We start from the raw sequence: 22334 nt of genomic DNA, 5'->3' as shown, positions 1-22334 counted from the left end.
ACAACAGAGGTACAGGGTTTGGAAGTTGACCGGCCCGAAGCGGGGATTCACTGGTTCGGAAGGCACGTTGAACATGGCGCTCGCGCAGCCCGAACAGGGTGGGCTGCTGCCCGAGCGGATCGCACCGCCGCGCGGCACACTCGCCACCACCGCCTGTATGGAGACCCTTCAGGTCGGTTATCTGCACGCCGTCGCCGCCGCGGCGGGGTGCTCCCTCTCGCAGCCCTTCCCGGACAACGGAATCGACTGGCACGTCAGCCACAGCGCCCCCGGGCACACGGTCGACGACGAAGTCACCATCAAGGTGCAGCTCAAGTGCACGTACCAAATACCGCCGCACCCACCGGGCGCCACCTTCTCCTTCACGCTCGACAACCCGCACCTGGAGAAGCTCGCCCGCACCCCGGTCGCGGTGCACAAGATCCTGGTCGTGATGCTCGTGCCCCGGTCGCAGGACGACTGGCTGCGCGCGAGTCACGACCGGCTCGACCTGCGGCACTGCTGCTACTGGACCAACCTCGCCGGACACCAGGTGACCGGCCGGCGCAGGACCACCGTGCGCGTCCCGACCTCGCGGATCTTCGACGACAAGGCCCTCTGCGAGATCATGACGCGGGTCGGGACGGGAGGGAGACCCTGATGCACCGCCCGATCGAAGAGCCGCTACGCCCCGCTCGCCCGCACCCCGTGGAAGCCGCGGGCGCCTGGCCCGATCCCCGGAGCTCCCTGGGTCCTCCCGACCCTTCGCAGGTCGACCCCGCCGTGCTCGGCGCGCTGCTCGAGAGGCACGGCTGGAACCGGCGCGGGGGAGCGGCAGGACGCTACGCCCGCTGGAGCCCGCCGGGACCCGGCGCCTCCGGCACGAGTCTGCTCGTGCCGGAGAGCAGAGCCTTCCCCGACTGCGACGACCTGCTCGGCGAGGCGCTCACCGCCCTGTCGCGCAGCGCGTCACCGTCCGCGCGTGACGTCCTCGTCGGGCTCACCGTGCCCAGCGACGAGATCCGCTGGTGGCGCGATGTCCCGGCGGGGCCCGCGGGCGCCGCGACGTGGCCGGCGGAGGAGCAACTGCGGGCGGCGGCGCGCCAGATGCTGCTCGCGGGCGCCCTCGCGGCGCGCGGCCGTGCCGGGTACTACGGGGCGCGGCACCGCGGGCCCGCCGCCGCGTCCCTGGAGAACGTCCTGGTGGGGCCCGCTCCCGGCGGGCGGCAGCTCACCGCGTTCGTGCCCGTCCTGACCGGACGTCTCCTCGCGGTGCGGCTGCACCAGGCGCTGTACGCGGTCCGCGAGGCCGTCGACTACCAGCGCGCCACCGGCGGCATGGACGCCTTCGACGGCGCCGTCGAGGCGGGCGTCAGCCATGAGCTGACGGAGGCCGTGGTGGCCCTGGTGCGGGGCACGGAAGGGGCGCGGGTCGCCGTGGAGTGGGCGCCCGCCGCCGGGGTGCCCGACGGGTGCGCCGTGGACGCCGAGCCCGTCGAGTTCTCGCCCGGTGACCTGCCGGTGCTCCGGGAGGCGGGCGCCCGCTATCTGCGGGACGAGCCCGCGATGCCGGTGCGGATCACGGGGGCCGTGGTGCGGATGCGGCGTTCGGGGCCGCGGGGCGAGGGCACGGTGCGGGTCCGGGTGCTCGCCGGCGTGGACGTCCCCCACGTACGCATGACCCTCGACGAGGAGTCGTATCGCATCGCGGGCCATGCCCACCTGGTGGGGCTGCCGATCCGGGTGCACGGACGCCTGGAGAGCCGGGGCGGCTTCCGGCGGCTCACCGGGGCGTCGGGAGTGGTGCCTGTGCAGGTGGACGAGGCGGAGAAGGACCGTTTGATGAAGTCGCTCCAGGAGCATCTCGACTTCTTCGAAGAGGCGTGCGGCGGGGACTGAGGCGGGGCACGGCCGATGCCCGGGGGATAACCGTTTCGCGATGGGCGCCCCCGGCTCGGTACGATTCGTATCGCGCGCAGGAGCAGATCTGCCGCGACCCCCTTCAGGTAGGAGAAGACCGGTGTCAGACGTCCGTGTGATCATCCAACGCGATTCCGAGCGGGAAGAGCGCGTGGTGACGACGGGCACTACGGCCGCCGAACTCTTCCCCGGTGAGCGCACCATCGTCGCCGCCCGCGTGGCCGGCGAACTGAAGGACCTCGCGTACGCCGTACAGGACGGCGAGGAGATCGAGCCGGTCGAGATCTCCTCCGAGGACGGCCTCAACATCCTGCGCCACTCCACCGCGCACGTGATGGCGCAGGCCGTGCAGGAGCTCTTCCCGGACGCCAAGCTGGGCATCGGCCCGCCGGTCAAGGACGGCTTCTACTACGACTTCGACGTCGAGAAGCCCTTCACTCCCGAGGACCTCAAGGCCGTCGAGAAGAAGATGCAGGAGATCCAGAAGCGCGGCCAGCGCTTCTCGCGCCGCGTCGTCACCGATGAGGCCGCCCGCGAGGAGCTCGCCGACGAGCCGTACAAGCTGGAGCTCATCGGCATCAAGGGCTCCGCATCCACCGACGACGGTGCGGACGTCGAGGTGGGCGGCGGCGAGCTGACCATCTACGACAACCTCGACCCGAAGTCGGGCGACCTGTGCTGGAAGGACCTCTGCCGCGGTCCCCACCTGCCCACCACCCGCAACATCCCCGCGTTCAAGCTCATGCGCAACGCCGCCGCCTACTGGCGCGGCAGCGAGAAGAACCCGATGCTCCAGCGCATCTACGGCACCGCCTGGCCCACCAAGGACGAGCTCAAGGCCCACCTGGAGTTCCTCGCCGAGGCCGAGAAGCGCGACCACCGCAAGCTCGGCAGCGAGCTGGACCTCTTCTCCATCCCGGAGCAGATCGGCTCGGGCCTCGCGGTCTTCCACCCCAAGGGCGGCATCATCCGCCGGGTCATGGAGGACTACTCGCGGCGCCGCCACGAGGAGGAGGGGTACGAGTTCGTCTACACCCCGCACGCCACCAAGGGGAAGCTCTTCGAGACCTCGGGCCACCTGGACTGGTACGCCGACGGCATGTACCCGCCCATGCAGCTCGACGAGGGCGTGGACTACTACCTCAAGCCCATGAACTGCCCGATGCACAACCTGATCTTCGACGCACGCGGGCGTTCCTACCGTGAACTGCCGTTGCGCCTCTTCGAGTTCGGCACCGTGTACCGGTACGAGAAGTCCGGCGTCGTGCACGGTCTGACCCGTGCCCGCGGCTTCACCCAGGACGACGCGCACATCTACTGCACCAAGGAGCAGATGGCGGACGAGCTCGACACGACGCTCACCTTCGTCCTGAACCTGCTGCGCGACTACGGCCTGACCGACTTCTACCTCGAGCTGTCCACCAAGGACCCGGAGAAGTTCGTCGGCTCGGACGAAGCCTGGGAAGAGGCCACCGAGACCCTGCGCAAGGTCGCCGAGAAGCAGGGCCTTCCGCTGGTCCCCGACCCGGGCGGCGCCGCCTTCTACGGCCCGAAGATCTCCGTGCAGTGCAAGGACGCCATCGGCCGCACCTGGCAGATGTCGACCGTGCAGCTCGACTTCAACCTGCCGGAGCGCTTCAACCTGGAGTACACCTCGCCGGACGGCACCAAGCAGCGGCCGGTGATGATCCACCGCGCGCTCTTCGGGTCGATCGAGCGGTTCTTCGCGGTGCTTCTGGAGCACTACGCGGGCGCGATGCCGCCGTGGCTCGCCCCGGTGCAGGCGGTGGGCATCCCGGTCGGGGACGCGCACATCCCCTACCTCCAGGAGTTCGCGGCCGACGCCAAGAAGAAGGGCCTGCGGGTCGAGGTCGACGCCTCGTCGGACCGCATGCAGAAGAAGATCAGGACGCAGCAGAAGCTGAAGGTCCCCTTCATGATCATCGTCGGTGATGACGACATGAACGCGGGCACGATCTCCTTCCGCTACCGCGACGGCTCGCAGGAGAACGGCATTCCGCGCGAGCAGGCGCTCGCCAAGCTCCTCGACGTGGTGGAGAGCCGCGAGCAGGTGTGATCCGTCCCCGCCCAGGCGGGAAAGAGGCCCCCGGGACGCTCAGCGTCCCGGGGGCCTCTCGTCGTCCTCCCGCGCGAACACCTGGAGCAGCCACGACGAGAACGCCCCCGTCACCGCGCCGAGCAGCGCAAGGCCGCAGAACATCAGGCCCACCGCGACCACACGCCCCGGCGGCGTCACGGGTGTCACGTCGCCGTAGCCCACGGTCGCGAGCGTGGCCGACGCCCACCACACGGAGTCCCCGAAGGTACGGATCGTCGCGCCCTGCGCCGCGTGCTCGTACTGGTAGACGGCAAGGGAGGCGGCGAAGCCGAGAAGCAGCGCCGAAAGACCGGAGTACGCCACCACGCGCGCGTGCAGCGGGAGACGCGGCCGTCCGTGCCTGTGCTGGACGGTCTCGTAGATGTGCACGACGCGCAGCGGCCGAAGCAGGGGCAGGACGAGGACGAGGGCGTCCAGCCAGTGGGTGCGTACGAAGCCGAGGCCCTGGCCGCTCAGCCGCCACCGCACCGCGTAGTCCACGGCGAACGCGGCCCAGGCCGCGAAGAGCACCGTGAGGAAGACGCCGCGCCACACCCCGGGCAGGCCCGAGGCCAGGACCAGTACCGCGTACGAGGTCAGGTAGAGGAGCGAGGCCACCGCGAGGAGCGCCTCCGCGCGTTTCTCCCAGCGTGCCTGACGGGTGTCATCGGTCATCGACCCAGCTTCGCGGTGCTGCGCCCTGCGGGCGCCCCGCCGACACGCTTCGATCGGGCTAAGTCATATGCTTCACTGCATGACGAGTGAGCCGGAGCAGCAGATCGGAGTGGGGACGCAAGACGCGTTCCAGCGCCTGTGGACGCCCCACCGGATGGCGTACATCCAGGGCGAGAACAAGCCGAGCGGTCCGGGCGCCGACGACGGCTGTCCCTTCTGCTCCATCCCGGCCAAATCCGACGAGGACGGCCTGGTCATCGCCCGTGGCGAGCAGGTGTACGCGGTGCTCAACCTCTACCCGTACAACGGCGGCCACTTGATGGTCGTGCCCTACCGCCACGTCGCCGACTACACGGAGCTGACCACCCCGGAGACGGCCGAGCTCGGTGAGCTCACCAAGCAGGCCATGACGGCGCTGCGGGCCGCGTCCGGTGCGCACGGCTTCAACATCGGCATGAACCAGGGCACGGTGGCGGGCGCCGGCATCGCCGCGCATCTGCACCAGCACATCGTGCCGCGCTGGGGCGGGGACACGAACTTCATGCCGGTCGTCGGGCACACGAAGATCCTTCCGCAGCTGCTCGCGGACACCCGCAAGATGCTGGCCGACGCCTGGCCCGCCGCCCGCTAGGGCGACTCACGCGTCGTACACGTCCGCCTTCCTCGGCATCGGGTCCTGGATCATGCCGCTGAGGAGGCCGGAGCGGTTGCCGAACTTCTGGGTGTCCACGCCGTTCTCCTCGAGGACCTTGATGGCCGCCGAGTGCACCACGCGGAGCACCGGTGTGGCCGCGCGCAGCGCGTCGTCGGCCATGAAGCGGTGCCGCCACGGCTTGTCGGCCCATGCGTGCCGCAGGCCGAAGGGCTCGGGCAGGACCAGCTTGCCGCCGAGGTGGTCAAGGACCGGCGGGTACCAGGTGAAGGGGGCGCGGAGCGCGAGGCGTACGACCTCGTCCGCGTTGACGAGCGGCAGCTTGCGGTCCGTGGTCTCCCAGAACTTGATGGGCTTGGCGACCTTCTTGACCTTGGGGTCGGGCTTGCTGGTGAACAGGGAGTGGACCGGGCCGAGGGCGTGCCCTGTGACCTCGATGCGCAGGGTCTCGTGCAGGACGGTCACCGTGATCAGCATCGTGATGACCAGCTGACCGTCCCAGAGCGTGAACTGGCAGCCCAGATAGTGCCGGTCGCCGCCGCCGAACTGCTGCTCGTTGCAGATCCGCTGTATCTCGTGGCCCCGCACCTGGAAGGCGTCGACCTCCGTGCCGCTGGGGCGCGACACCGCCTTCGCGTTCTCCCCGATGGGGGAGACGATCCAGTGCTTTATCGACGGGGTCGGGAAGCCGCCCGAGTGCAGGGGGCCGCGTTCGAGCAGGCGCAGTTGGTCGTGCACCGCCCGGATGATGTCCCAGCTGCGGAACGGGTGGATGTCCGTGCCTTCCTTGACGGAGACCAGCTCCTCGGCGAGCTGCCAGCTTCCCCAGCGCGTGCCCATGCCCAGTATTCCCTTGGGGCCCGCGTAGAAGACCGAGTTGCTCTGCTGCTCGGCCGAGAGGCGGGCCAGGCCCTGGCGGAGCTGCTCGGCGGCCGTCTCGCCCGGGCTGCCGGGCACCGCCTCGGGGATCTTGGCGCCGATGCCACCGCCTGAGAGCAGGCTCGACCAGCGCTCGCGCAGGCCTCTGGCGGTGCGCTCGGCGATCAGCTTGGCCCAGAACCAGCCCACCACGGGGATGACGATCGCCGCGCGTATGTACCAGCCGAGGATGCCGTGGATCGGCAGCTTGATGAGAAAGATCACGGCGAGGACGCCCACGGCCACCAGGGCGGCCGTGGCGATGGCGCTCGCCCGCTTGTTGTCCCGCTTGACGACCGCTTGCTTGATGCTGAAGAGCAGCAGCCAGACGAGGAGTCCGGGCAGGAAGAGCAGCCCGCACAGCACCATCACGACGGTGAGCCAGCGGTCGCGCTGCTTGCGGATGTTGCTCGCCGCGAGGCAGTGCTCGACGATCGACTGCGGTTCCATGCCGAAGGACTGGATCAGCGGCTTTCGGGCGCCGCCGAGCATCCGCATCTGAACGGCCCGCGAGAACGCCTCGCCCAGATTCGGCGCGAAGAGCTTGAAGAGGCCGTCCTTCACCTCGGATTTGTGCCATTCGTTGTTGGCGTCGAGGATCTTCGCGGCCTTGTCGTCGCGGTAGGCGGCCGACGCCAGGGCGTGGGTCGCCGCCGTCTGTCCCGCGGCCCCGGACAGCGGGACCTGGGCCCCGGGCCTGAAGTCGAATACGTCGTCCGCCACTGCCGCCCCCATCGCCGCAATACTTCGCTGCTGCGGCTCTTCCCGACTTCCCTGCCTGGCACACCTGTTGATCAGGTCATCAGCGTATCTGTGCGCACCGACATCCGGCAGGGGACATCCGGATGCCGTCCGCGCGCGCTGGGCGCAACTGGCGGCATCCGGTGGGTCGTCCCCCAAAATTCCTCAACTAGGAAACGTCCTGGGCCTGTTCACGGATCCTCTCGGAGAGCTGTGGCGGCATGGGTTCGTGGCGCGCGTACGAGCGGCTGAAACGCGCGGTGCCCTGGGAGAGGGACCTCAGGTCCACGGCGTAGCGCCCGATCTCGATCTCGGGCACCTCGGCCCGTACGAGGGTGCGTCCGCCGGGCGCCTGTTCGGTTCCGATCACCCGGCCTCGGCGCCCCGAGAAGTCGCTCATCACCGCGCCCACGTGGTCGTCGCCGACCAGGACCCGCACCTCGGCCACCGGCTCCAGGAGGTGGATCCTCGCGTCGGCCGCCGCCTCGCGCAGGGCGAGCGCGCCCGCCGTCTGGAACGCGGCGTCGGAGGAGTCCACCGAATGCGCCTTGCCGTCGAGCAGCGTGATGCGCACGTCGATCAGGGGGTAACCGGCGGCCACACCCCGCGCGGCCTGTGCGCGCACGCCCTTCTCGACGGACGGGATGAACTGCCGGGGCACGGCGCCGCCCACGACCTTGTCGACGAACTCGATGCCGCTGCCGCCCGGCAGCGGTTCGACCCCGATCTCGCAGATCGCGTACTGGCCGTGGCCGCCGGACTGCTTCACATGGCGGCCGCGTCCCTGCGACTTGCCCGCGAACGTCTCCCGAAGGGAGACCTTGTGGCTCACGACGTCGACCTGTACGCCGTACCGGCTGCGCAGCCGTTCCAGGGCGACATCGGCGTGCGCCTCGCCCAGGCACCACAGCACCACCTGGTGGGTGTCCTGGTTCTGTTCGAGGCGCATCGTCGGGTCCTCGGCGACCAGGCGGGAGAGCCCCTGGGAGAGCTTGTCCTCGTCCGCCTTGCTGTGTGCCTGGATGGCGAGCGGCAGGAGCGGGTCGGGCATCTCCCAGGGCTCCATCAGGAGCGGGTCGTCCTTGGCCGAGAGGGTGTCGCCCGTCTCGGCGCGGTTCAGTTTGGCGACGCAGGCCAGATCGCCCGCGATGCAGCTGGTGAGCGTGCGCTGCTGCTTGCCGAAGGGGGAGGAGAGGGCGCCGATGCGCTCGTCGACGTCGTGGTCCTCGTGACCCCGGTCGGCCAGGCCGTGCCCGGAGACGTGCACGGTCTCGTCGGGACGCAGGGTGCCGGAGAAGACGCGTACGAGCGAGACACGCCCGACGTAGGGGTCGGACGCGGTCTTCACCACCTCGGCGACGAGCGGCCCCCGGGGGTCGCAGGTCAGCGCGGGCCGTGCCTGGCCGCCCGGTGTGGTGACGGCGGGCGCCGGGTGCTCGAGAGGGGTGGGGAAGCCGCCCGTGATCAGTTCCAGGAGCTCCACCGTGCCGATGCCCTGCCGGGCGCCTTCGGCCGCGGGCGCCGCCGCGAGGACGGGGTGGAAGGTGCCGCGTGCCACGGCCCGTTCCAGATCCTCCACGAGCGTCTTGAAATCGATGTCCTCACCGCCGAGATAGCGGTCCATGAGGGACTCGTCCTCGCTCTCGGCGATGATCCCCTCGATCAGTTTGTTGCGCGCGTCCTCGATGAGCGGGAGCTGGTCATCGCCGGGTTCTGACTCTTTGCGTTCGCCGGACGCGTAGTCGAAGATCCGCTGCGAGAGCAGCCCGACCAGGCCGGTCACCGGCGCGTGCCCGTCAGGGCCCTTGGCGCCGTGCAGGGGCAGGTACAGCGGCAGTACGGCGTCGGGGTCGTCGGCGCCGAACGCCTCGGCGCAGGTCCGCGTCATCTGGCTGAAGTCGGCGCGGGCCGCCTCCAGGTGGGTCACCACGATGGCCCGCGGCATGCCGACGGCCGCGCACTCCTCCCAGACCATGCGGGTCGCGCCGTCCACGCCGTCCGCCGCCGAGACGATGAAAAGGGCCGCGTCCGCCGCACGCAGACCGGCCCGTAACTCGCCGACGAAATCGGCGTACCCAGGGGTGTCCAGGAGATTGATCTTGTAGCCGTCCCAGTCGACGGGGACCAGGGACAGCTGTACCGAACGCTGCTGGCGGTGCTCTATGTCGTCGTAGTCGGAGACGGCCGTTCCGTCCTCCACACGGCCCGCCCGGTTCACCGCCCCCGCGGTCAGCGCGAGGGCCTCCACCAGAGTCGTCTTGCCCGATCCGCTGTGGCCGACCAGCACCACATTCCGTACGGACGCGGGGTGGTCGGCCGCTGTAGCCCTGCCGGCGGCTCCGGGGTGTCCGTTCGCCTTGTCGCCCATGCCTTGGCCTCCCGGTTACGTGCACGGTGAGGAGGCACCGCCCCCTCGGGGATGCTGGCTGCTCGCGGACACGCGGGGGCCGTGTGCGGGTCGGCTCCGGCGACGCCCGCGGTGCTTTCGAGCTTTCCACTCGGGTCACTGTGCGTCCATACGTCGTACGCGATCGTGAGGGGGCGAGCCGGTCCGTCAAGGGCGTGACTACGATGGGCCAGCCGGTGGCCAACAGGGCCGCGCGGCTCACCGACCCCTCGGGAAGGCCATGCTGAACAAGTACGCGCGTGCATTCTTCACGCGTGTTCTCACACCGTTCGCCGCGTTTCTCATCCGTCGCGGCGTGAGCCCCGACGCGGTCACGTTCATCGGTACCGCCGGTGTGGTGGCGGGCGCGCTGGTCTTCTTCCCCCGCGGAGAGCTGTTCTGGGGCACGATCGTCATCACGCTCTTCGTGTTCTCCGACCTCGTCGACGGGAACATGGCGCGGCAGCTGGGACGCTCGAGCCGTTGGGGAGCCTTCCTCGACTCGACGCTCGACCGGGTCGCCGACAGCGCGATCTTCGGCGGCCTCGCGCTCTGGTACGCGGGCTCCGGAGACAACAACGTCCTGTGCGCCGTCTCCATCTTCTGCCTGGCCAGCGGCCAGGTGGTCTCGTACACGAAGGCGCGCGGCGAGGCGATCGGCCTGCCCGTCGCGGTCAACGGCCTGGTGGAGCGCGCCGAGCGTCTGGTGATCGCGCTGGTCGCGGCGGGCCTCGCGGGGCTGCACAAGTTCGGGGTGCCCGGCATCGACATCCTGCTGCCCATCGCCCTGTGGGTCGTCGCCGTCGGCAGCCTCGTCACCCTCGTCCAGCGTGTCGTGACGGTGCGCAGGGAGTCGGCGGAGGCGGACGCGGCCACGGGGGCCGCACAGGGCAGTGAGGCCACGCCGTGAAGGACCGGCTGACCGACGCGCTCTACGGAGCCGCCTGGAGCTCGGTCAAGAAGCTCCCCGAACCGGTGGCGGTGCGCCTGGGCCGGACCATCGCCGACGCCGTGTGGAAGCGGCGCGGCAAGGGTGTCCTGCGTCTTGAGGCCAACTACGCGCGCGTGGTGCCCGACGCGAGCCCCCAGCGCCTCGCCGAGCTGTCCAGGGCGGGCATGCGTTCTTACCTGCGCTACTGGATGGAGTCGTTCCGGCTGCCGTCGTGGAGCCGGGAGCGCGTCGAGGAAGGCTTCGACGGCACGGACATGCACTACCTGACGGACGGCATCGCCTCCGACAGGGGAGTGATTCTGGCCCTTCCGCACCTGGGCAACTGGGACCTCGCCGGCGCTTGGGTCACCACGAAACTTCAGACGCCGTTCACGACGGTCGCCGAGCGGCTCAAGCCCGAGACGCTGTACGACCGTTTCGTCGCCTACCGCGAGGGCCTGGGCATGGAGGTCCTGCCGCACGAGGGCGGCTCGGCCTTCGGCACGCTGGCGCGGCGCCTTCGCGCGGGCGGCCTCGTCTGCCTCGTCGCCGACCGGGACCTCTCGGAGTCCGGCGTCGAGGTGAAGTTCTTCGGGGACACCGCGCGGATGCCCGCGGGGCCCGCGATCCTCGCGCAGCAGACGGGGGCGCTGTTGCTTCCCGTGACCCTCTGGTACGACGAGACGCCCATCATGAAAGGGCGTGTTCACGCCCCCATCGATGTCCCCGAGACAGGTACCCGTACGGAGAAGACGTCTGTCATGACGCAGGCGCTGGCAGACGCCTTCGCCACGGGTATCGCCGATCATCCGGAGGACTGGCACATGCTGCAGCGCTTGTGGCTCGCTGATCTCGACCCCGCGAAGGGGCCCGCCGACGGTTCCGGGCACCTCGCCGAGGGGACCACGCCGTGAGGATCGGCATCGTCTGCCCTTACTCCTGGGACGTGCCGGGCGGCGTCCAGTTCCACATCCGTGACCTCGCGGAGCACCTGATCCGCCTCGGACACCAGGTCTCCGTACTGGCTCCCGCGGACGACGAGACCCCCCTTCCGCCGTACGTCGTGTCGGCGGGCCGAGCCGTTCCGGTGCCGTACAACGGCTCGGTGGCCCGGCTCAACTTCGGCTTCCTCTCGGCCGCGCGGGTACGGCGATGGCTGCACGACGGCACGTTCGACGTCATCCACATCCACGAGCCGACCGCGCCGTCGCTCGGCCTTCTCGCGTGCTGGACGGCGCAGGGACCGATCGTCGCCACTTTCCACACGTCCAACCCGCGCTCGCGGGCGATGGTCGCCGCGTATCCGATCCTGCAGCCCGCCCTGGAGAAGATCAGCGCGCGCATCGCGGTCAGCGAGTACGCGCGCCGCACGCTCGTCGAGCACCTGGGCGGCGACGCGGTCGTCATCCCGAACGGCGTGGACGTCGACTTCTTTACGAAGGTCGAGCCCAAGGTGGAGTGGCAGGGCGGCACGATCGGCTTCATAGGGCGCATCGACGAGCCGCGCAAGGGCCTTCCGGTCCTTATGAAGGCGCTGCCGAAGATCCTCGCGGAGCGTCCGGACACCCGGCTGCTCGTCGCGGGACGCGGTGACGAGCACGAGGCTGTCTCCTCGCTGCCCGTCGAGATGCGCGAGCGCGTGGAGTTCCTCGGCATGGTCAGTGACGAGGACAAGGCGCGGCTGCTGCGCAGCGTGGATGTGTACGTCGCTCCCAACACCGGGGGCGAGAGCTTCGGGATCATCCTGGTCGAGGCGATGTCGGCGGGCGCACCCGTACTCGCCAGCGATCTGGACGCCTTCGCGCAGGTCCTCGACCAGGGTGCCGCGGGCGACCTGTTCACCAACGAGGACGCGGACTCGCTGGCCGCGGCGGCCCTGCGCCTCCTCGGCGACCCCGAGCGCCGCGAGGAGCTGCGGGAGCGCGGCAGCAGGCACGTGCGCCGCTTCGACTGGTCGACGGTGGGTGCCGACATCCTCTCGGTGTACGAGACGGTCACGGACGGAGCGGCGGCGGTGGCCGCCGATGAACGCCCGGGTCTCCGGGCGCGCTTCGGGCTCGCACGGGACTGATCGCCGCCGGTCCGGGGAGCCCGGCGGTCATGCGGACGGGCCGCCTGGACTAGCCTCGGGCCGGTGACCTCGACACTGATCTGGATCGCGGTGGCCCTCTTCGCGATCGGCCTCTACCTGAGCTGGACCGCGGGCCGGCTCGACCGGCTGCACGCGCGCATCGACGCGGCCCGCGCCGCTCTCGACGCCCAGCTGCTGCGCCGCGCCTCGGTCGCCCAGGAGCTGGCCACCTCGGGGGTGCTCGACCCGGCGGCCTCCATCGTGCTCTACGAAGCGGCGCACGCGGCCCGGCAGGCGGAGGAGGAGCACCGCGAGGTCGCCGAGAGCGAGCTCAGCCAGGCGCTGCGCGCGATCTTCGGCGAGGCGCAGCAGCTCGAGGTGATCCGCGAGGCTCCGGGCGGCGACGAGGCGGCGACCGAGCTGGCGGCGGCCGTGCGCCGGGTGCCGATGGCCAGGCGCTTCCACAACGACGCCGTACGCGCGGCCCGCGCCCTGCGCAGGCACCGCAAGGTCCGCTGGTTCCGCCTCGCGGGCCACGCGCCGTTCCCCATGGCCTTCGAGATGGACGACGAACCGCCGGTCGCGCTGGTCGACCGCGCGACCGCGTAGAGCTGCCCCGGCGAGTACCCCTCAGAGCCACGGCGTCCCCGCTGACCAGGGACGTTGGGGAAAAATGAGCCACCGGTCACCCATTGGCCCTTGCTGTGGACTGGTCGCCGGGAGTTTCCTCGTAGACGCAGGAACCCGTCTTCAGCGAGCGAGGTCAACTCCGTGTCCAGCACCCTCTCCAGCAGCAACCAGTCGCCCGAGACCGGCACCGCGCGCGTCAAGCGCGGCATGGCCGAGCAGCTCAAGGGCGGCGTCATCATGGACGTGGTCAACGCCGAGCAGGCGAAGATCGCCGAGGACGCCGGCGCCGTCGCCGTCATGGCCCTGGAGCGGGTCCCGGCCGACATCCGCAAGGACGGCGGCGTGGCCCGGATGTCCGACCCGAACATGATCGAAGAGATCATCGAGGCCGTCTCCATCCCGGTCATGGCCAAGTCCCGCATCGGCCACTTCGTCGAGGCCCAGGTGCTCCAGTCGCTCGGCGTCGACTACATCGACGAGTCCGAGGTCCTGACCCCGGCCGACGAGGTCAACCACAGCGACAAGTTCGCCTTCACGACCCCGTTCGTGTGCGGCGCCACCAACCTGGGCGAGGCCCTGCGCCGCATCGCCGAGGGCGCGGCCATGATCCGCTCGAAGGGCGAGGCCGGTACCGGCAACGTCGTCGAGGCCGTGCGTCACCTGCGCCAGATCAAGAACGAGATCGCCAAGCTGCGCGGCTTCGACAACAACGAGCTGTACGCCGCGGCCAAGGACCTCCGCGCCCCGTACGAGCTGGTCAAGGAGGTCTCCGAGCTCGGCAAGCTGCCGGTGGTCCTCTTCTCGGCCGGTGGCGTCGCCACCCCCGCCGACGCCGCCCTGATGCGCCAGCTCGGCGCCGAGGGTGTCTTCGTCGGCTCCGGCATCTTCAAGTCGGGCGACCCGGCCGCGCGCGCCGCCGCCATCGTGAAGGCCACCACCTTCTACGACGACCCCAAGATCATCGCGGACGCGTCCCGCAACCTCGGCGAGGCCATGGTCGGCATCAACTGCGACACCCTCCCCGAGGCCGAGCGCTACGCGAACCGTGGCTGGTAAGGCACTCCGTAGATGAATGACATGCCTGTAGTAGGCGTCCTGGCACTCCAGGGCGACGTACGGGAACACTTGATCGCCCTGGCCTCGGCGGACGCCGTGGCCAGGCCGGTCAGGCGCCCCGAAGAGCTGGCCGACGTGGACGGCCTGGTCATCCCGGGCGGCGAGTCCACCACCATCTCCAAACTGGCTGCCCTCTTCGGCCTGATGGAGCCCCTTCGCGCGCGCGTGCGGGACGGTATGCCGGTCTACGGCAGCTGCGCCGGCATGATCATGCTCGCCGACAAGATCCTCGATCCGCGCTCGGAGCAGGAGACCTTCGGCGGCATCGACATGATCGTGCGCCGCAACGCCTTCGGGCGGCAGAACGAGTCCTTCGAGGCGGCCGTCGACATCGCGGGCATCGACGGCGACCCTGTTGAGGGCGTCTTCATCCGCGCCCCCTGGGTCGAGTCGGTCGGCGCGCGCGTCGAGGTGCTCGCCGAGCACGAGGGGCACATCGTCGCCGTCCGTCAGGGCAACGCGCTCGCCACGTCGTTCCACCCCGAGCTGACGGGCGACCATCGCGTGCACGAGCTGTTCGTCGGGATGGTGCGGGGGCACGCGGCGGCGGGATCCTAGTAGGATCTCTGCGTTCGTACAGTTGGGTAACGCGAAGGAGACAGGCAGATGTCCGGCCACTCTAAATGGGCTACGACGAAGCACAAGAAGGCCGTGATTGACGCCAAGCGCGGCAAGCTCTTCGCGAAGATGATCAAGAACATCGAGGTCGCGGCCCGCACGGGCGGCGCCGACGTGTCCGGGAACCCGACCCTCTTCGACGCCATCCAGAAGGCCAAGAAGAGCTCGGTCCCGAACAAGAACATCGACTCCGCGGTCAAGCGCGGCGCCGGTCTCGAAGCCGGTGGCGCCGAGTACGAGACGATCATGTACGAGGGCTACGGCCCGAACGGCGTCGCGGTGCTCATCGAGTGCCTCACGGACAACCGCAACCGCGCGGCATCGGACGTGCGCGTCGCGATGACCCGCAACGGCGGCTCCATGGCCGACCCGGGCTCCGTCTCGTACCTCTTCAACCGCAAGGGCGTCATCGTCGTCTCCAAGGGCGAGGGCGAACTGTCCGAGGACGACGTTCTCGGCGCGGTCCTGGACGCGGGCGCCGAAGAGGTCAACGACCTCGGTGAGTCCTTCGAGGTGCTCAGCGAGGCCACCGACCTGGTCGCGGTCCGCACCGCCCTCCAGGAGGCCGGCATCGACTACGACTCGGCCGACGCCAACTTCGTCCCGACCATGCAGGTCGAGCTGGACGAGGACGGCGCGCGGAAGATCTTCAAGCTCATCGACGCGCTCGAGGACAGCGACGACGTGCAGAACGTCTTCGCCAACTTCGATGTGAGCGACGAGGTCATGGAGAAGGTCGACGCCTGAGTCGGGCCTCGGACCGGCCGTGCCACGGCTTTCGCTGACGGGCCGACAGGGGACACACCCCCTGTCGGCCCGTCGCGTTGTCAGTGCGAGCCGATAGCCTGCACAAACAGGTGAGCGAAGAAGTGGGGGTACTCGTGCGCGTGCTGGGTGTGGACCCGGGCCTGACCCGGTGCGGTGTGGGGGTCGTCGACGGAGTCGCCGGACGCCCCCTGACCATGCGCGCGGTCGGCGTCGTCCGCACGCCCGCCGACGCCGAGCTCGGCCTCCGCCTGGTCGCCATCGAGCAGGGCATCGAGCAGTGGCTCGACGCACACGACCCCGAAGTCCTCGCGGTGGAGCGGGTGTTCAGCCAGCACAACGTGCGTACGGTGATGGGCACGGCCCAGGCCAGCGCCGTGGCCATGCTCTGCGCCTCGCGCCGCGGCATCCCCGTCGCCCTGCACACGCCCAGCGAGGTCAAGGCCGCCGTCACCGGCAGCGGCCGTGCCGACAAGGCGCAGGTCGGGGCGATGGTCACCCGCCTCCTGCGGCTCGACGCACCGCCCAAGCCCGCCGACGCGGCGGACGCCCTCGCCCTCGCCATCTGTCACATCTGGCGCGCCCCCGCCCAGAACCGGCTCCAGCAGGCAGTCGCCCAGAACCGTCTCCAGCAGGCAGCGGCCTTGCACGCATCGCGAACGTCCACAGCCCGGACAGCCCAGGCCCAGACAGCCAAGAAAGGCCGTACCGCATGATCGCCTTCGTCAGCGGCCCCGTCGCCGCCCTCGCCCCCGATGCCGCGGTGGTCGAGGTCGGCGGTGTCGGCATGGCCATCCAGTGCACGCCGAACACGCTCTCCACCCTGCGCATCGGCCAGCCGGCCAAGCTGGCCACCTCCCTCGTCGTCCGGGAGGACTCCCTCACCCTGTACGGCTTCGCGGACGACGACGAGCGCCAGACCTTCGAGCTCCTGCAGACCGCGAGCGGCGTCGGACCACGCCTCGCACAGGCCATGCTCGCCGTGCACAGCCCGGACGCACTGCGCCGCGCCGTCGCCACCGCCGACGAGAAGGCGCTCACCGCGGTCCCCGGCATCGGCAAGAAGGGCGCCCAGAAGCTGCTCCTGGAGTACAAGGACCGCCTCGGCGAGCCCCTCGGCAAGGGCGGCCCCGCGATCGGCACCCCCGTCACCTCCGGCTGGAGCGACCAGCTGCACGCGGCGCTCATCGGCCTCGGGTACGCCACGCGTGAGGCCGACGAAGCCGTCGCCGCCGTTACCCCGCAGGCCGAGGCGTCCGAGAAGCCGCAGGTGGGCCAGCTCCTCAAGGCCGCCCTCCAGACGCTGAACCGCACCCGCTAGCACCCGCCGGCACCCGCCGGCCCCTGACCAACCAGAACCACATCGCGAGGCGAGCTCATGAACTGGGACGAGACGACCGACGACGCGACCGCCGCACCCGACGCGGCGGCCGAGCGGCTCGTCGGTGCGTCCGCCGACGGCGAGGACCAGGCGGTCGAGGCCGCCCTGCGCCCCAAGGACCTGGACGAGTTCATCGGCCAGGAGAAGGTCCGTGAACAGCTCGACCTCGTCCTGCGCGCCGCCCGCGCGCGAGGCGCCACCGCCGACCACGTCCTGCTCTCCGGCGCTCCCGGACTCGGCAAGACCACCCTCTCGATGATCATCGCGGCCGAGATGGGCGCCCCGATCCGCATCACCAGCGGTCCCGCCATCCAGCACGCGGGCGACCTCGCCGCGATCCTCTCCTCCCTCCAGGAGGGCGAGGTCCTCTTCCTCGACGAGATCCACCGGATGTCCCGGCCCGCCGAAGAGATGCTCTACATGGCGATGGAGGACTTCCGCGTCGACGTCATCGTCGGCAAGGGCCCCGGCGCCACCGCCATCCCGCTGGAACTGCCGCCCTTCACCCTGGTCGGCGCCACCACGCGCGCGGGCCTGCTTCCGCCGCCGCTGCGCGACCGCTTCGGCTTCACCGCGCACATGGAGTTCTACGAACCTGCCGAGCTGGAGCGCGTGATCCACCGCTCCGCGCAGCTGCTCGACGTGGCGATCGACGCGGACGGCGCCGCCGAGATCGCGGGACGCTCGCGCGGCACGCCCCGTATCGCCAACCGCCTGCTGCGCCGCGTGCGGGACTACGCACAGGTCAAGGCCGACGGAGAGATCGACAAGGACATCGCTGGCGCGGCCCTCAAGGTCTACGAAGTGGACGACCGGGGCCTCGACCGCCTCGACCGCGCCGTCCTGGAGGCACTGCTCAAGCTCTTCGGCGGCGGACCCGTCGGCCTCTCGACGCTCGCCGTCGCCGTGGGGGAGGAGCGCGAGACGGTCGAAGAGGTGGCCGAGCCCTTCCTGGTGCGGGAGGGACTGCTCGCGCGCACCCCGCGCGGCCGGGTCGGAACCCCCGCGGCATGGGCGCATCTCGGGCTCGTCCCCCCGCGGCAGGCGGGCGGAATCGGACAAGGGGACCTGTTCGGGGCGTGACGGCGCGCGTAGTCGCACGGTCAGGAACTGCGGTGCCATGCTGAGCGTTGTTCGTTAGGTGCGGACTCGCTTAGACTCCGCCGATGCCGCCTTTGCGGGCGGCGTGCCCACCCCCGTCCATCAGGCCGCTTACCTGCGCGGTCATGCGAAGGAAACTCCGTCCCGTGAATATCGTGACCCTCCTCCCGTTCGTCGTGCTCATCGGGGCCATGTTCCTGATGACCCGCTCCGCCAAGAAGAAGCAGCAGGCGGCCGCGGCGATGCGTAACGAGATGCAGCCCGGCACCGGCATCCGCACGATCGGGGGCATGTACGCCACCGTCAAGGAGGTTCACGACGACGCCGTCCTCCTCGAGGTGGCTCCGGGCGTGCACGCGTTCTACGCGAAGAACTCCATCGGCGCCGTCCTCGAGGACGATGAGTACAACCGCATCGTCCACGGCACGAGCGTCGACCTGAAGTCGGACGACCCCGTGGTCCCGGACGACGCCTCCTCCCTCACCGAGACCGACGAGCCCGCCGCCGGCGCTTCCGACGACTCGCCCATCGACCTCGGCAAGAAGGACGCGGACAGCGCCCCCGAGGCCGACGACGCCGAGCCGAAGCCGAAGAAGACCGACGGCGAGTCCGACGCGAAGTAGCCACGACCGGGGCCCGTGGGGCGCGCCGCTCGCGCTGCCACGGCCCCCTCAGTGCGTGGGTTTCGTGACGGGTCTCGACACCATTTCATGGCCGCCCAACCTGGGAACTCCCCGCTCAGCGCTGGGGCAGTGCACCGGACGCCAGGCGGTTGGACAGGGAGAACGAGAAGGTGGCAGCACCTAAGAAGGGCCGAAGGCAGAGCGCCCCGGGCAAGCCGGGCCGCTCTTTGGTCTTCATCCTGATCGCCCTCGTGGCGCTCACCGGAGGGATGTTCCTCTCGGGGAACTCGACGCCTCGCCTCGGCATCGACCTCGCCGGCGGCACGAGCATCACGCTCCAGGCGAAGAACGAGCCGGGCCAGAAGAACGCGATCAACCCGACCAACATGAACACCGCGGTCAGCATCATCAACAACCGCGTCAATGGTCTGGGTGTGTCCGAGGCCGAGGTGCAGACCCAGGGCGAAGACAACATCATCGTCAACATCCCCAAGGGCACGAACGAGAAGCAGGCGCGCGAGCAGGTCGGTACGACCGCTCAGCTCTACTTCCGTCCCGTCCTGACGGTGGCCGCCGGTGAGCCCACCCCCGAGCCGTCCGCAAGCTCGTCCGGCAAGGAAAAGGACAAGAGCAAGGACACGCCGAAGGCGACCGGCTCGCCCAGCCCCCAGGGCCGTGCCGTCACCGACGGCCTGAAGGCCGACGCGACGCCGACCCCCAAGGCCTCGGACAAGGGCAGCGACAAGGGGGCGCCGACCCCCACCCCGTCCGCCGACCCGGCCACCGCGGCGCTGCAGAAGAAGTTCACCGCGCTCGACTGCACCGACAAGGCGCAGCGCGGCAAGGTCGGTGACGGCGTCAAGGCGTCCGAGCAGACCATCGCCTGTGGCAAGAACAACGCGGGGCAGTGGGAGAAGTACGTCCTCGGTCCGGCCGAGCTCAACGGCAAGGACGTCGACGACGCCAAGGCGACGATCAACCAGCAGAGCGGCGCCTGGGTCGTCAACATGGAGTTCACGGGCGGCGGCTCGAAGAAGTTCGCGAAGACGACCAGCAAGCTTTCGCAGCAGCAGCCGCCGATGAACCAGTTCGCCATCGTCCTCGACGGCGAGGTGGCCTCGGCCCCCAGCGTCAACACGACGCTGAACTCGAACGCCGAGATCTCCGGCAGCTTCACCCAGGAGTCGGCACAGGACCTCGCCAACATCCTGTCGTACGGCGCGCTGCCGCTCACCTTCCACGAGCAGAGCGTCACCACCGTCAGCCCGGCACTCGGCGGCGAGCAGCTGCACGCCGGCCTGATCGCCGGCGCCATCGGCCTCGCGCTCGTCATCATCTACCTGGTGGTCTACTACCGCGGGCTCTCGCTGATCGCCATCGCGAGCCTCCTGGTCTCGGCCGCTCTGACGTACACCCTGATGACGCTGCTCGGCCCGGCCATCTCCTTCACCCTGAACCTCCCCGCGGTGTGTGGTGCGATCGTTGCGATCGGTATCACCGCGGACTCGTTCATCGTGTTCTTCGAACGTGTCAGGGACGAGGTCAGAGAGGGGCGCACACTGCGGCCCGCCGTCGAGCGCGCCTGGCCGCGTGCCCGGCGCACCATCCTCGTCTCCGACTTCGTGTCGTTCCTCGCCGCCGCGGTGCTCTTCGTCGTCACGGTCGGCAAGGTCCAGGGCTTCGCGTTCACGCTCGGCCTGACCACGCTGCTCGACGTCGTGGTGGTGTTCTTCTTCACCAAGCCGCTGATGACCCTCATGGCGCGCAAGCCGTTCTTCGCGAACGGTCACAAGTGGTCCGGCCTCGACCCCAAGCGGCTCGGTGCCAAGCCCCCGCTGCGCCGTACCCGCCGCGCCACTGGTTCGTCCGCTGGCCCTGTCGACCCGAAGGAGGCGTGAGATGTCGAAGCTCGGCAATCTCGGCGCCAGGCTCTACCGCGGTGAGGTCGGCTACGACTTCGTCGGCAAGCGCAAGATCTGGTACGGCGTCTCGATCCTGATCACCATCACGGCCATCGTCGGCCTTGCGGTGCGCGGCCTGAACATGGGCATCGAGTTCGAGGGCGGTGCCGTCTTCACCACCCCGAAGACCAGCGTCTCGGTAGCGCAGGCGGAGAAGTACGGCGAGGACGCCTCCGGCCACGACGCGGTCGTCCAGGAGCTCGGCTCCGGCGGTCTGCGCATTCAGGTCGCAGGTGTCGACACCGCCAAGTCCGACCAGATCAAGGCCGATCTGGCGAAGAACATGGACCTCAAGCCCGAGTCCATCAACGCCGACCTCGTGGGCCCCAGTTGGGGTGAGCAGATCAGCAAGAAGGCCTGGACGGGCCTGATCATCTTCATGGTCCTCGTGGTGATCTATCTGGCGATCGCCTTCGAGTGGCGCATGGCGGCCGCCGCGCTGATCGCCCTGATCCACGACCTCACGATCACCGTCGGTGTGTACGCACTGGTGGGCTTCGAGGTCACCCAGGGCACGATCATCGGTCTGCTCACGATCCTTGGTTATTCGCTGTACGACACCGTGGTGGTCTTCGACAGCTTGAAGGAGCAGTCGAAGGACCTCGCCAAGCAGACGCGGTGGACCTACAGCGAAGTCGCCAACCGCAGCATCAACAGCACCCTGGTGCGCTCGATCAACACCACGGTCGTCGCGCTCCTGCCGGTCGCGGGACTGCTCTTCATCGGCGGCGGCTTCCTGGGCGCGGGCATGCTCAACGACATCTCGCTGTCGCTGTTCGTCGGCCTCGCGGCCGGTGCGTACTCGTCGATCTTCATCGCCACGCCGCTCGTCGCCGACCTCAAGGAGACCGAGCCGCAGATGAAGGCGCTCAAGAAGCGCGTCCTCGCCAAGCGTGCCGCTGCCGCGGCCAAGGGCGAGTCCGTCGAGAGCAGCGCCGCGCAGGACGATCAGGACGATGACGACGAGCCGCAGGACGACGAGCCCGCGGGGGCGACCCCCGCAGGCGTCGTAGGCCCGCGCACCCAGCCGGCCTCGCGGGGCCGCGGCCGTGGCCGTCCTTCGGGGAAGCGCCGATGACCGAGCTCGCCGGAACGACGGAGTTGCTGCTCAGCCGCATCCGAGACGTTCCCGATTACCCCGAGCCCGGGGTGATGTTCAAGGACATCACCCCGCTCCTCGCGGACCCGGAGGCGTTCGCCGCACTGACCGAGGCCCTCGCCGACCTCGCCGTGCGGTACGGCGCCACGAAGATCGTCGGCCTGGAGGCCCGCGGCTTCATCCTGGGCGCCCCGGTGGCGCTGCGCGCCGGGCTCGGCTTCATTCCCGTACGGAAGGCGGGCAAGCTCCCCGGAGCGACGCTCAGCCAGTCGTACGACCTGGAGTACGGCAGTGCCGAGATCGAGGTGCACGCCGAGGACCTCGCCGCCGACGACCGCGTCATGGTCATCGACGACGTCCTGGCGACCGGCGGCACCGCCGAGGCGTCCCTGCGGCTCATCCGCCGTGCGGGCGCTCAGGTCGCCGGTGTGGCGGTCCTGATGGAGCTCGGCTTCCTCGGGGGCCGCGCCAAGCTGGAGACGGCCCTGGAGGGCGCCCCGCTGGAGGCCCTCCTCACCGTCTGAGCAGGCACCACGCACACCCCGAGGCGGGCACCGGAGGAATCCGGTGCCCGCCTCGGGTGTTTCTTCTGTAGAGAGCTCGGGTTCGCCGTGTGGAAACCTCAGGTGTTTCTTCGGTAGTGAGCAGTCTCACGGGCTGAGGACGAGC

21 protein-coding genes are annotated in these 22334 nt (G+C 69.9%); 18 read left to right on the top strand and 3 right to left on the bottom strand.

All coding sequences use genetic code 11. From position 1 onward, the window contains the following. Positions 1 to 73: 73 nt before the first annotated feature. The 3 genes from ACWFRJ_RS16245 to thrS all read left to right on the top strand — a co-directional run bounded on the left by ACWFRJ_RS16245 (position 74) and on the right by thrS (position 3976). Positions 74 to 640, top strand: coding sequence for a DUF4365 domain-containing protein (locus ACWFRJ_RS16245; protein ID WP_453531156.1), 567 nt, complete (start codon positions 74 to 76; stop codon positions 638 to 640). Next, on the top strand, positions 637 to 1878 hold the full coding sequence (locus ACWFRJ_RS16240; protein ID WP_453531153.1) for a hypothetical protein: 1242 nt from the start codon (positions 637 to 639) through the stop codon (positions 1876 to 1878). The genes ACWFRJ_RS16245 and ACWFRJ_RS16240 overlap by 4 nt, the downstream gene beginning before the upstream one ends. A 121-nt stretch (positions 1879 to 1999) precedes the next feature. Next, the gene (thrS, locus tag ACWFRJ_RS16235) at positions 2000 to 3976 is read left to right on the top strand and encodes a threonine--tRNA ligase (RefSeq protein ID WP_453530141.1); all 1977 of its coding nucleotides are present in this window, start codon (positions 2000 to 2002) and stop codon (positions 3974 to 3976) included. A 39-nt stretch (positions 3977 to 4015) separates the two neighbouring features. Here the strand turns inward: thrS and ACWFRJ_RS16230 are convergent, their stop codons facing one another. Next, complete coding sequence (locus ACWFRJ_RS16230; protein ID WP_453530138.1) at positions 4016 to 4672, bottom strand: potassium channel family protein; 657 nt, start codon at positions 4670 to 4672, stop codon at positions 4016 to 4018. A gap of 67 nt (positions 4673 to 4739) precedes the next feature. Between ACWFRJ_RS16230 and ACWFRJ_RS16225 the strand changes: the two genes are divergently transcribed. Next, complete coding sequence (locus tag ACWFRJ_RS16225) at positions 4740 to 5303, top strand: HIT family protein (RefSeq protein ID WP_453530135.1); 564 nt, start codon at positions 4740 to 4742, stop codon at positions 5301 to 5303. A gap of 6 nt (positions 5304 to 5309) precedes the next feature. Here the strand turns inward: ACWFRJ_RS16225 and ACWFRJ_RS16220 are convergent, their stop codons facing one another. After that, positions 5310 to 6977, bottom strand: a complete 1668-nt coding sequence (locus tag ACWFRJ_RS16220) for a hypothetical protein (RefSeq protein WP_453530132.1) — start codon at positions 6975 to 6977, stop codon at positions 5310 to 5312. A 175-nt stretch (positions 6978 to 7152) separates the two neighbouring features. Continuing rightward, positions 7153 to 9351 (bottom strand): elongation factor G-like protein EF-G2, encoded by a 2199-nt coding sequence (locus ACWFRJ_RS16215; protein ID WP_453530129.1) that lies wholly within the window; start codon positions 9349 to 9351, stop codon positions 7153 to 7155. A gap of 259 nt (positions 9352 to 9610) precedes the next feature. Between ACWFRJ_RS16215 and pgsA the strand changes: the two genes are divergently transcribed. From pgsA to ACWFRJ_RS16145, 14 genes are all read left to right on the top strand, one after another. Further along, a complete protein-coding gene (gene pgsA / locus ACWFRJ_RS16210; protein WP_453530126.1) occupies positions 9611 to 10279 on the top strand; it encodes a phosphatidylinositol phosphate synthase in 669 nt (222 codons plus the stop codon). Beyond that, positions 10276 to 11214 carry a phosphatidylinositol mannoside acyltransferase gene (locus ACWFRJ_RS16205; RefSeq protein WP_453530123.1) on the top strand — a complete coding sequence of 313 codons (939 nt, stop codon included), beginning with the start codon at positions 10276 to 10278 and terminating at the stop codon, positions 11212 to 11214. Before pgsA ends, ACWFRJ_RS16205 begins: the two co-directional genes overlap by 4 nt. Continuing rightward, a complete protein-coding gene (locus ACWFRJ_RS16200) occupies positions 11211 to 12371 on the top strand; it encodes a glycosyltransferase family 4 protein (protein ID WP_453530120.1) in 1161 nt (386 codons plus the stop codon). Before ACWFRJ_RS16205 ends, ACWFRJ_RS16200 begins: the two co-directional genes overlap by 4 nt. Positions 12372 to 12434: 63 nt before the next feature. Further along, on the top strand, positions 12435 to 12980 hold the full coding sequence (locus tag ACWFRJ_RS16195) for a hypothetical protein (protein WP_453530117.1): 546 nt from the start codon (positions 12435 to 12437) through the stop codon (positions 12978 to 12980). 162 nt (positions 12981 to 13142) lie between these two features. Beyond that, a complete protein-coding gene (gene pdxS / locus ACWFRJ_RS16190; RefSeq protein ID WP_351164842.1) occupies positions 13143 to 14057 on the top strand; it encodes a pyridoxal 5'-phosphate synthase lyase subunit PdxS in 915 nt (304 codons plus the stop codon). A 12-nt stretch (positions 14058 to 14069) separates the two neighbouring features. Then, the gene (gene pdxT, locus ACWFRJ_RS16185) at positions 14070 to 14675 is read left to right on the top strand and encodes a pyridoxal 5'-phosphate synthase glutaminase subunit PdxT (protein ID WP_453530114.1); all 606 of its coding nucleotides are present in this window, start codon (positions 14070 to 14072) and stop codon (positions 14673 to 14675) included. Positions 14676 to 14723: 48 nt separating this feature from the next. Next, positions 14724 to 15482 (top strand): YebC/PmpR family DNA-binding transcriptional regulator, encoded by a 759-nt coding sequence (locus tag ACWFRJ_RS16180; protein WP_453530111.1) that lies wholly within the window; start codon positions 14724 to 14726, stop codon positions 15480 to 15482. A gap of 134 nt (positions 15483 to 15616) precedes the next feature. Then, positions 15617 to 16216, top strand: a complete 600-nt coding sequence (gene ruvC, locus ACWFRJ_RS16175) for a crossover junction endodeoxyribonuclease RuvC (protein WP_453531150.1) — start codon at positions 15617 to 15619, stop codon at positions 16214 to 16216. After that, a complete protein-coding gene (ruvA, locus tag ACWFRJ_RS16170) occupies positions 16213 to 16821 on the top strand; it encodes a Holliday junction branch migration protein RuvA (RefSeq protein WP_453530108.1) in 609 nt (202 codons plus the stop codon). Before ruvC ends, ruvA begins: the two co-directional genes overlap by 4 nt. 57 nt (positions 16822 to 16878) lie before the next feature. Next, entirely contained in the window at positions 16879 to 17964 is a 1086-nt protein-coding gene (gene ruvB / locus ACWFRJ_RS16165) for a Holliday junction branch migration DNA helicase RuvB (RefSeq protein ID WP_453530106.1), read from the top strand. Positions 17965 to 18128: 164 nt separating this feature from the next. Beyond that, a complete protein-coding gene (gene yajC / locus ACWFRJ_RS16160) occupies positions 18129 to 18605 on the top strand; it encodes a preprotein translocase subunit YajC (RefSeq protein ID WP_453530103.1) in 477 nt (158 codons plus the stop codon). Between the two features lie 170 nt (positions 18606 to 18775). Further along, positions 18776 to 20503: a protein translocase subunit SecD gene (gene secD / locus ACWFRJ_RS16155; protein WP_453530100.1), complete on the top strand. Its 1728-nt coding sequence runs from the start codon at positions 18776 to 18778 to the stop codon at positions 20501 to 20503. A gap of 1 nt (position 20504) precedes the next feature. Continuing rightward, entirely contained in the window at positions 20505 to 21644 is a 1140-nt protein-coding gene (secF, locus tag ACWFRJ_RS16150; protein ID WP_453530097.1) for a protein translocase subunit SecF, read from the top strand. Then, positions 21641 to 22189: an adenine phosphoribosyltransferase gene (locus ACWFRJ_RS16145; RefSeq protein ID WP_453530094.1), complete on the top strand. Its 549-nt coding sequence runs from the start codon at positions 21641 to 21643 to the stop codon at positions 22187 to 22189. The genes secF and ACWFRJ_RS16145 overlap by 4 nt, the downstream gene beginning before the upstream one ends. Positions 22190 to 22334 lie beyond the last annotated feature (145 nt).

The organism is Streptomyces sp. NPDC055239 (genome assembly GCF_053606205.1).
This window is presented reverse-complemented; position numbering and strand designations above follow the sequence as displayed.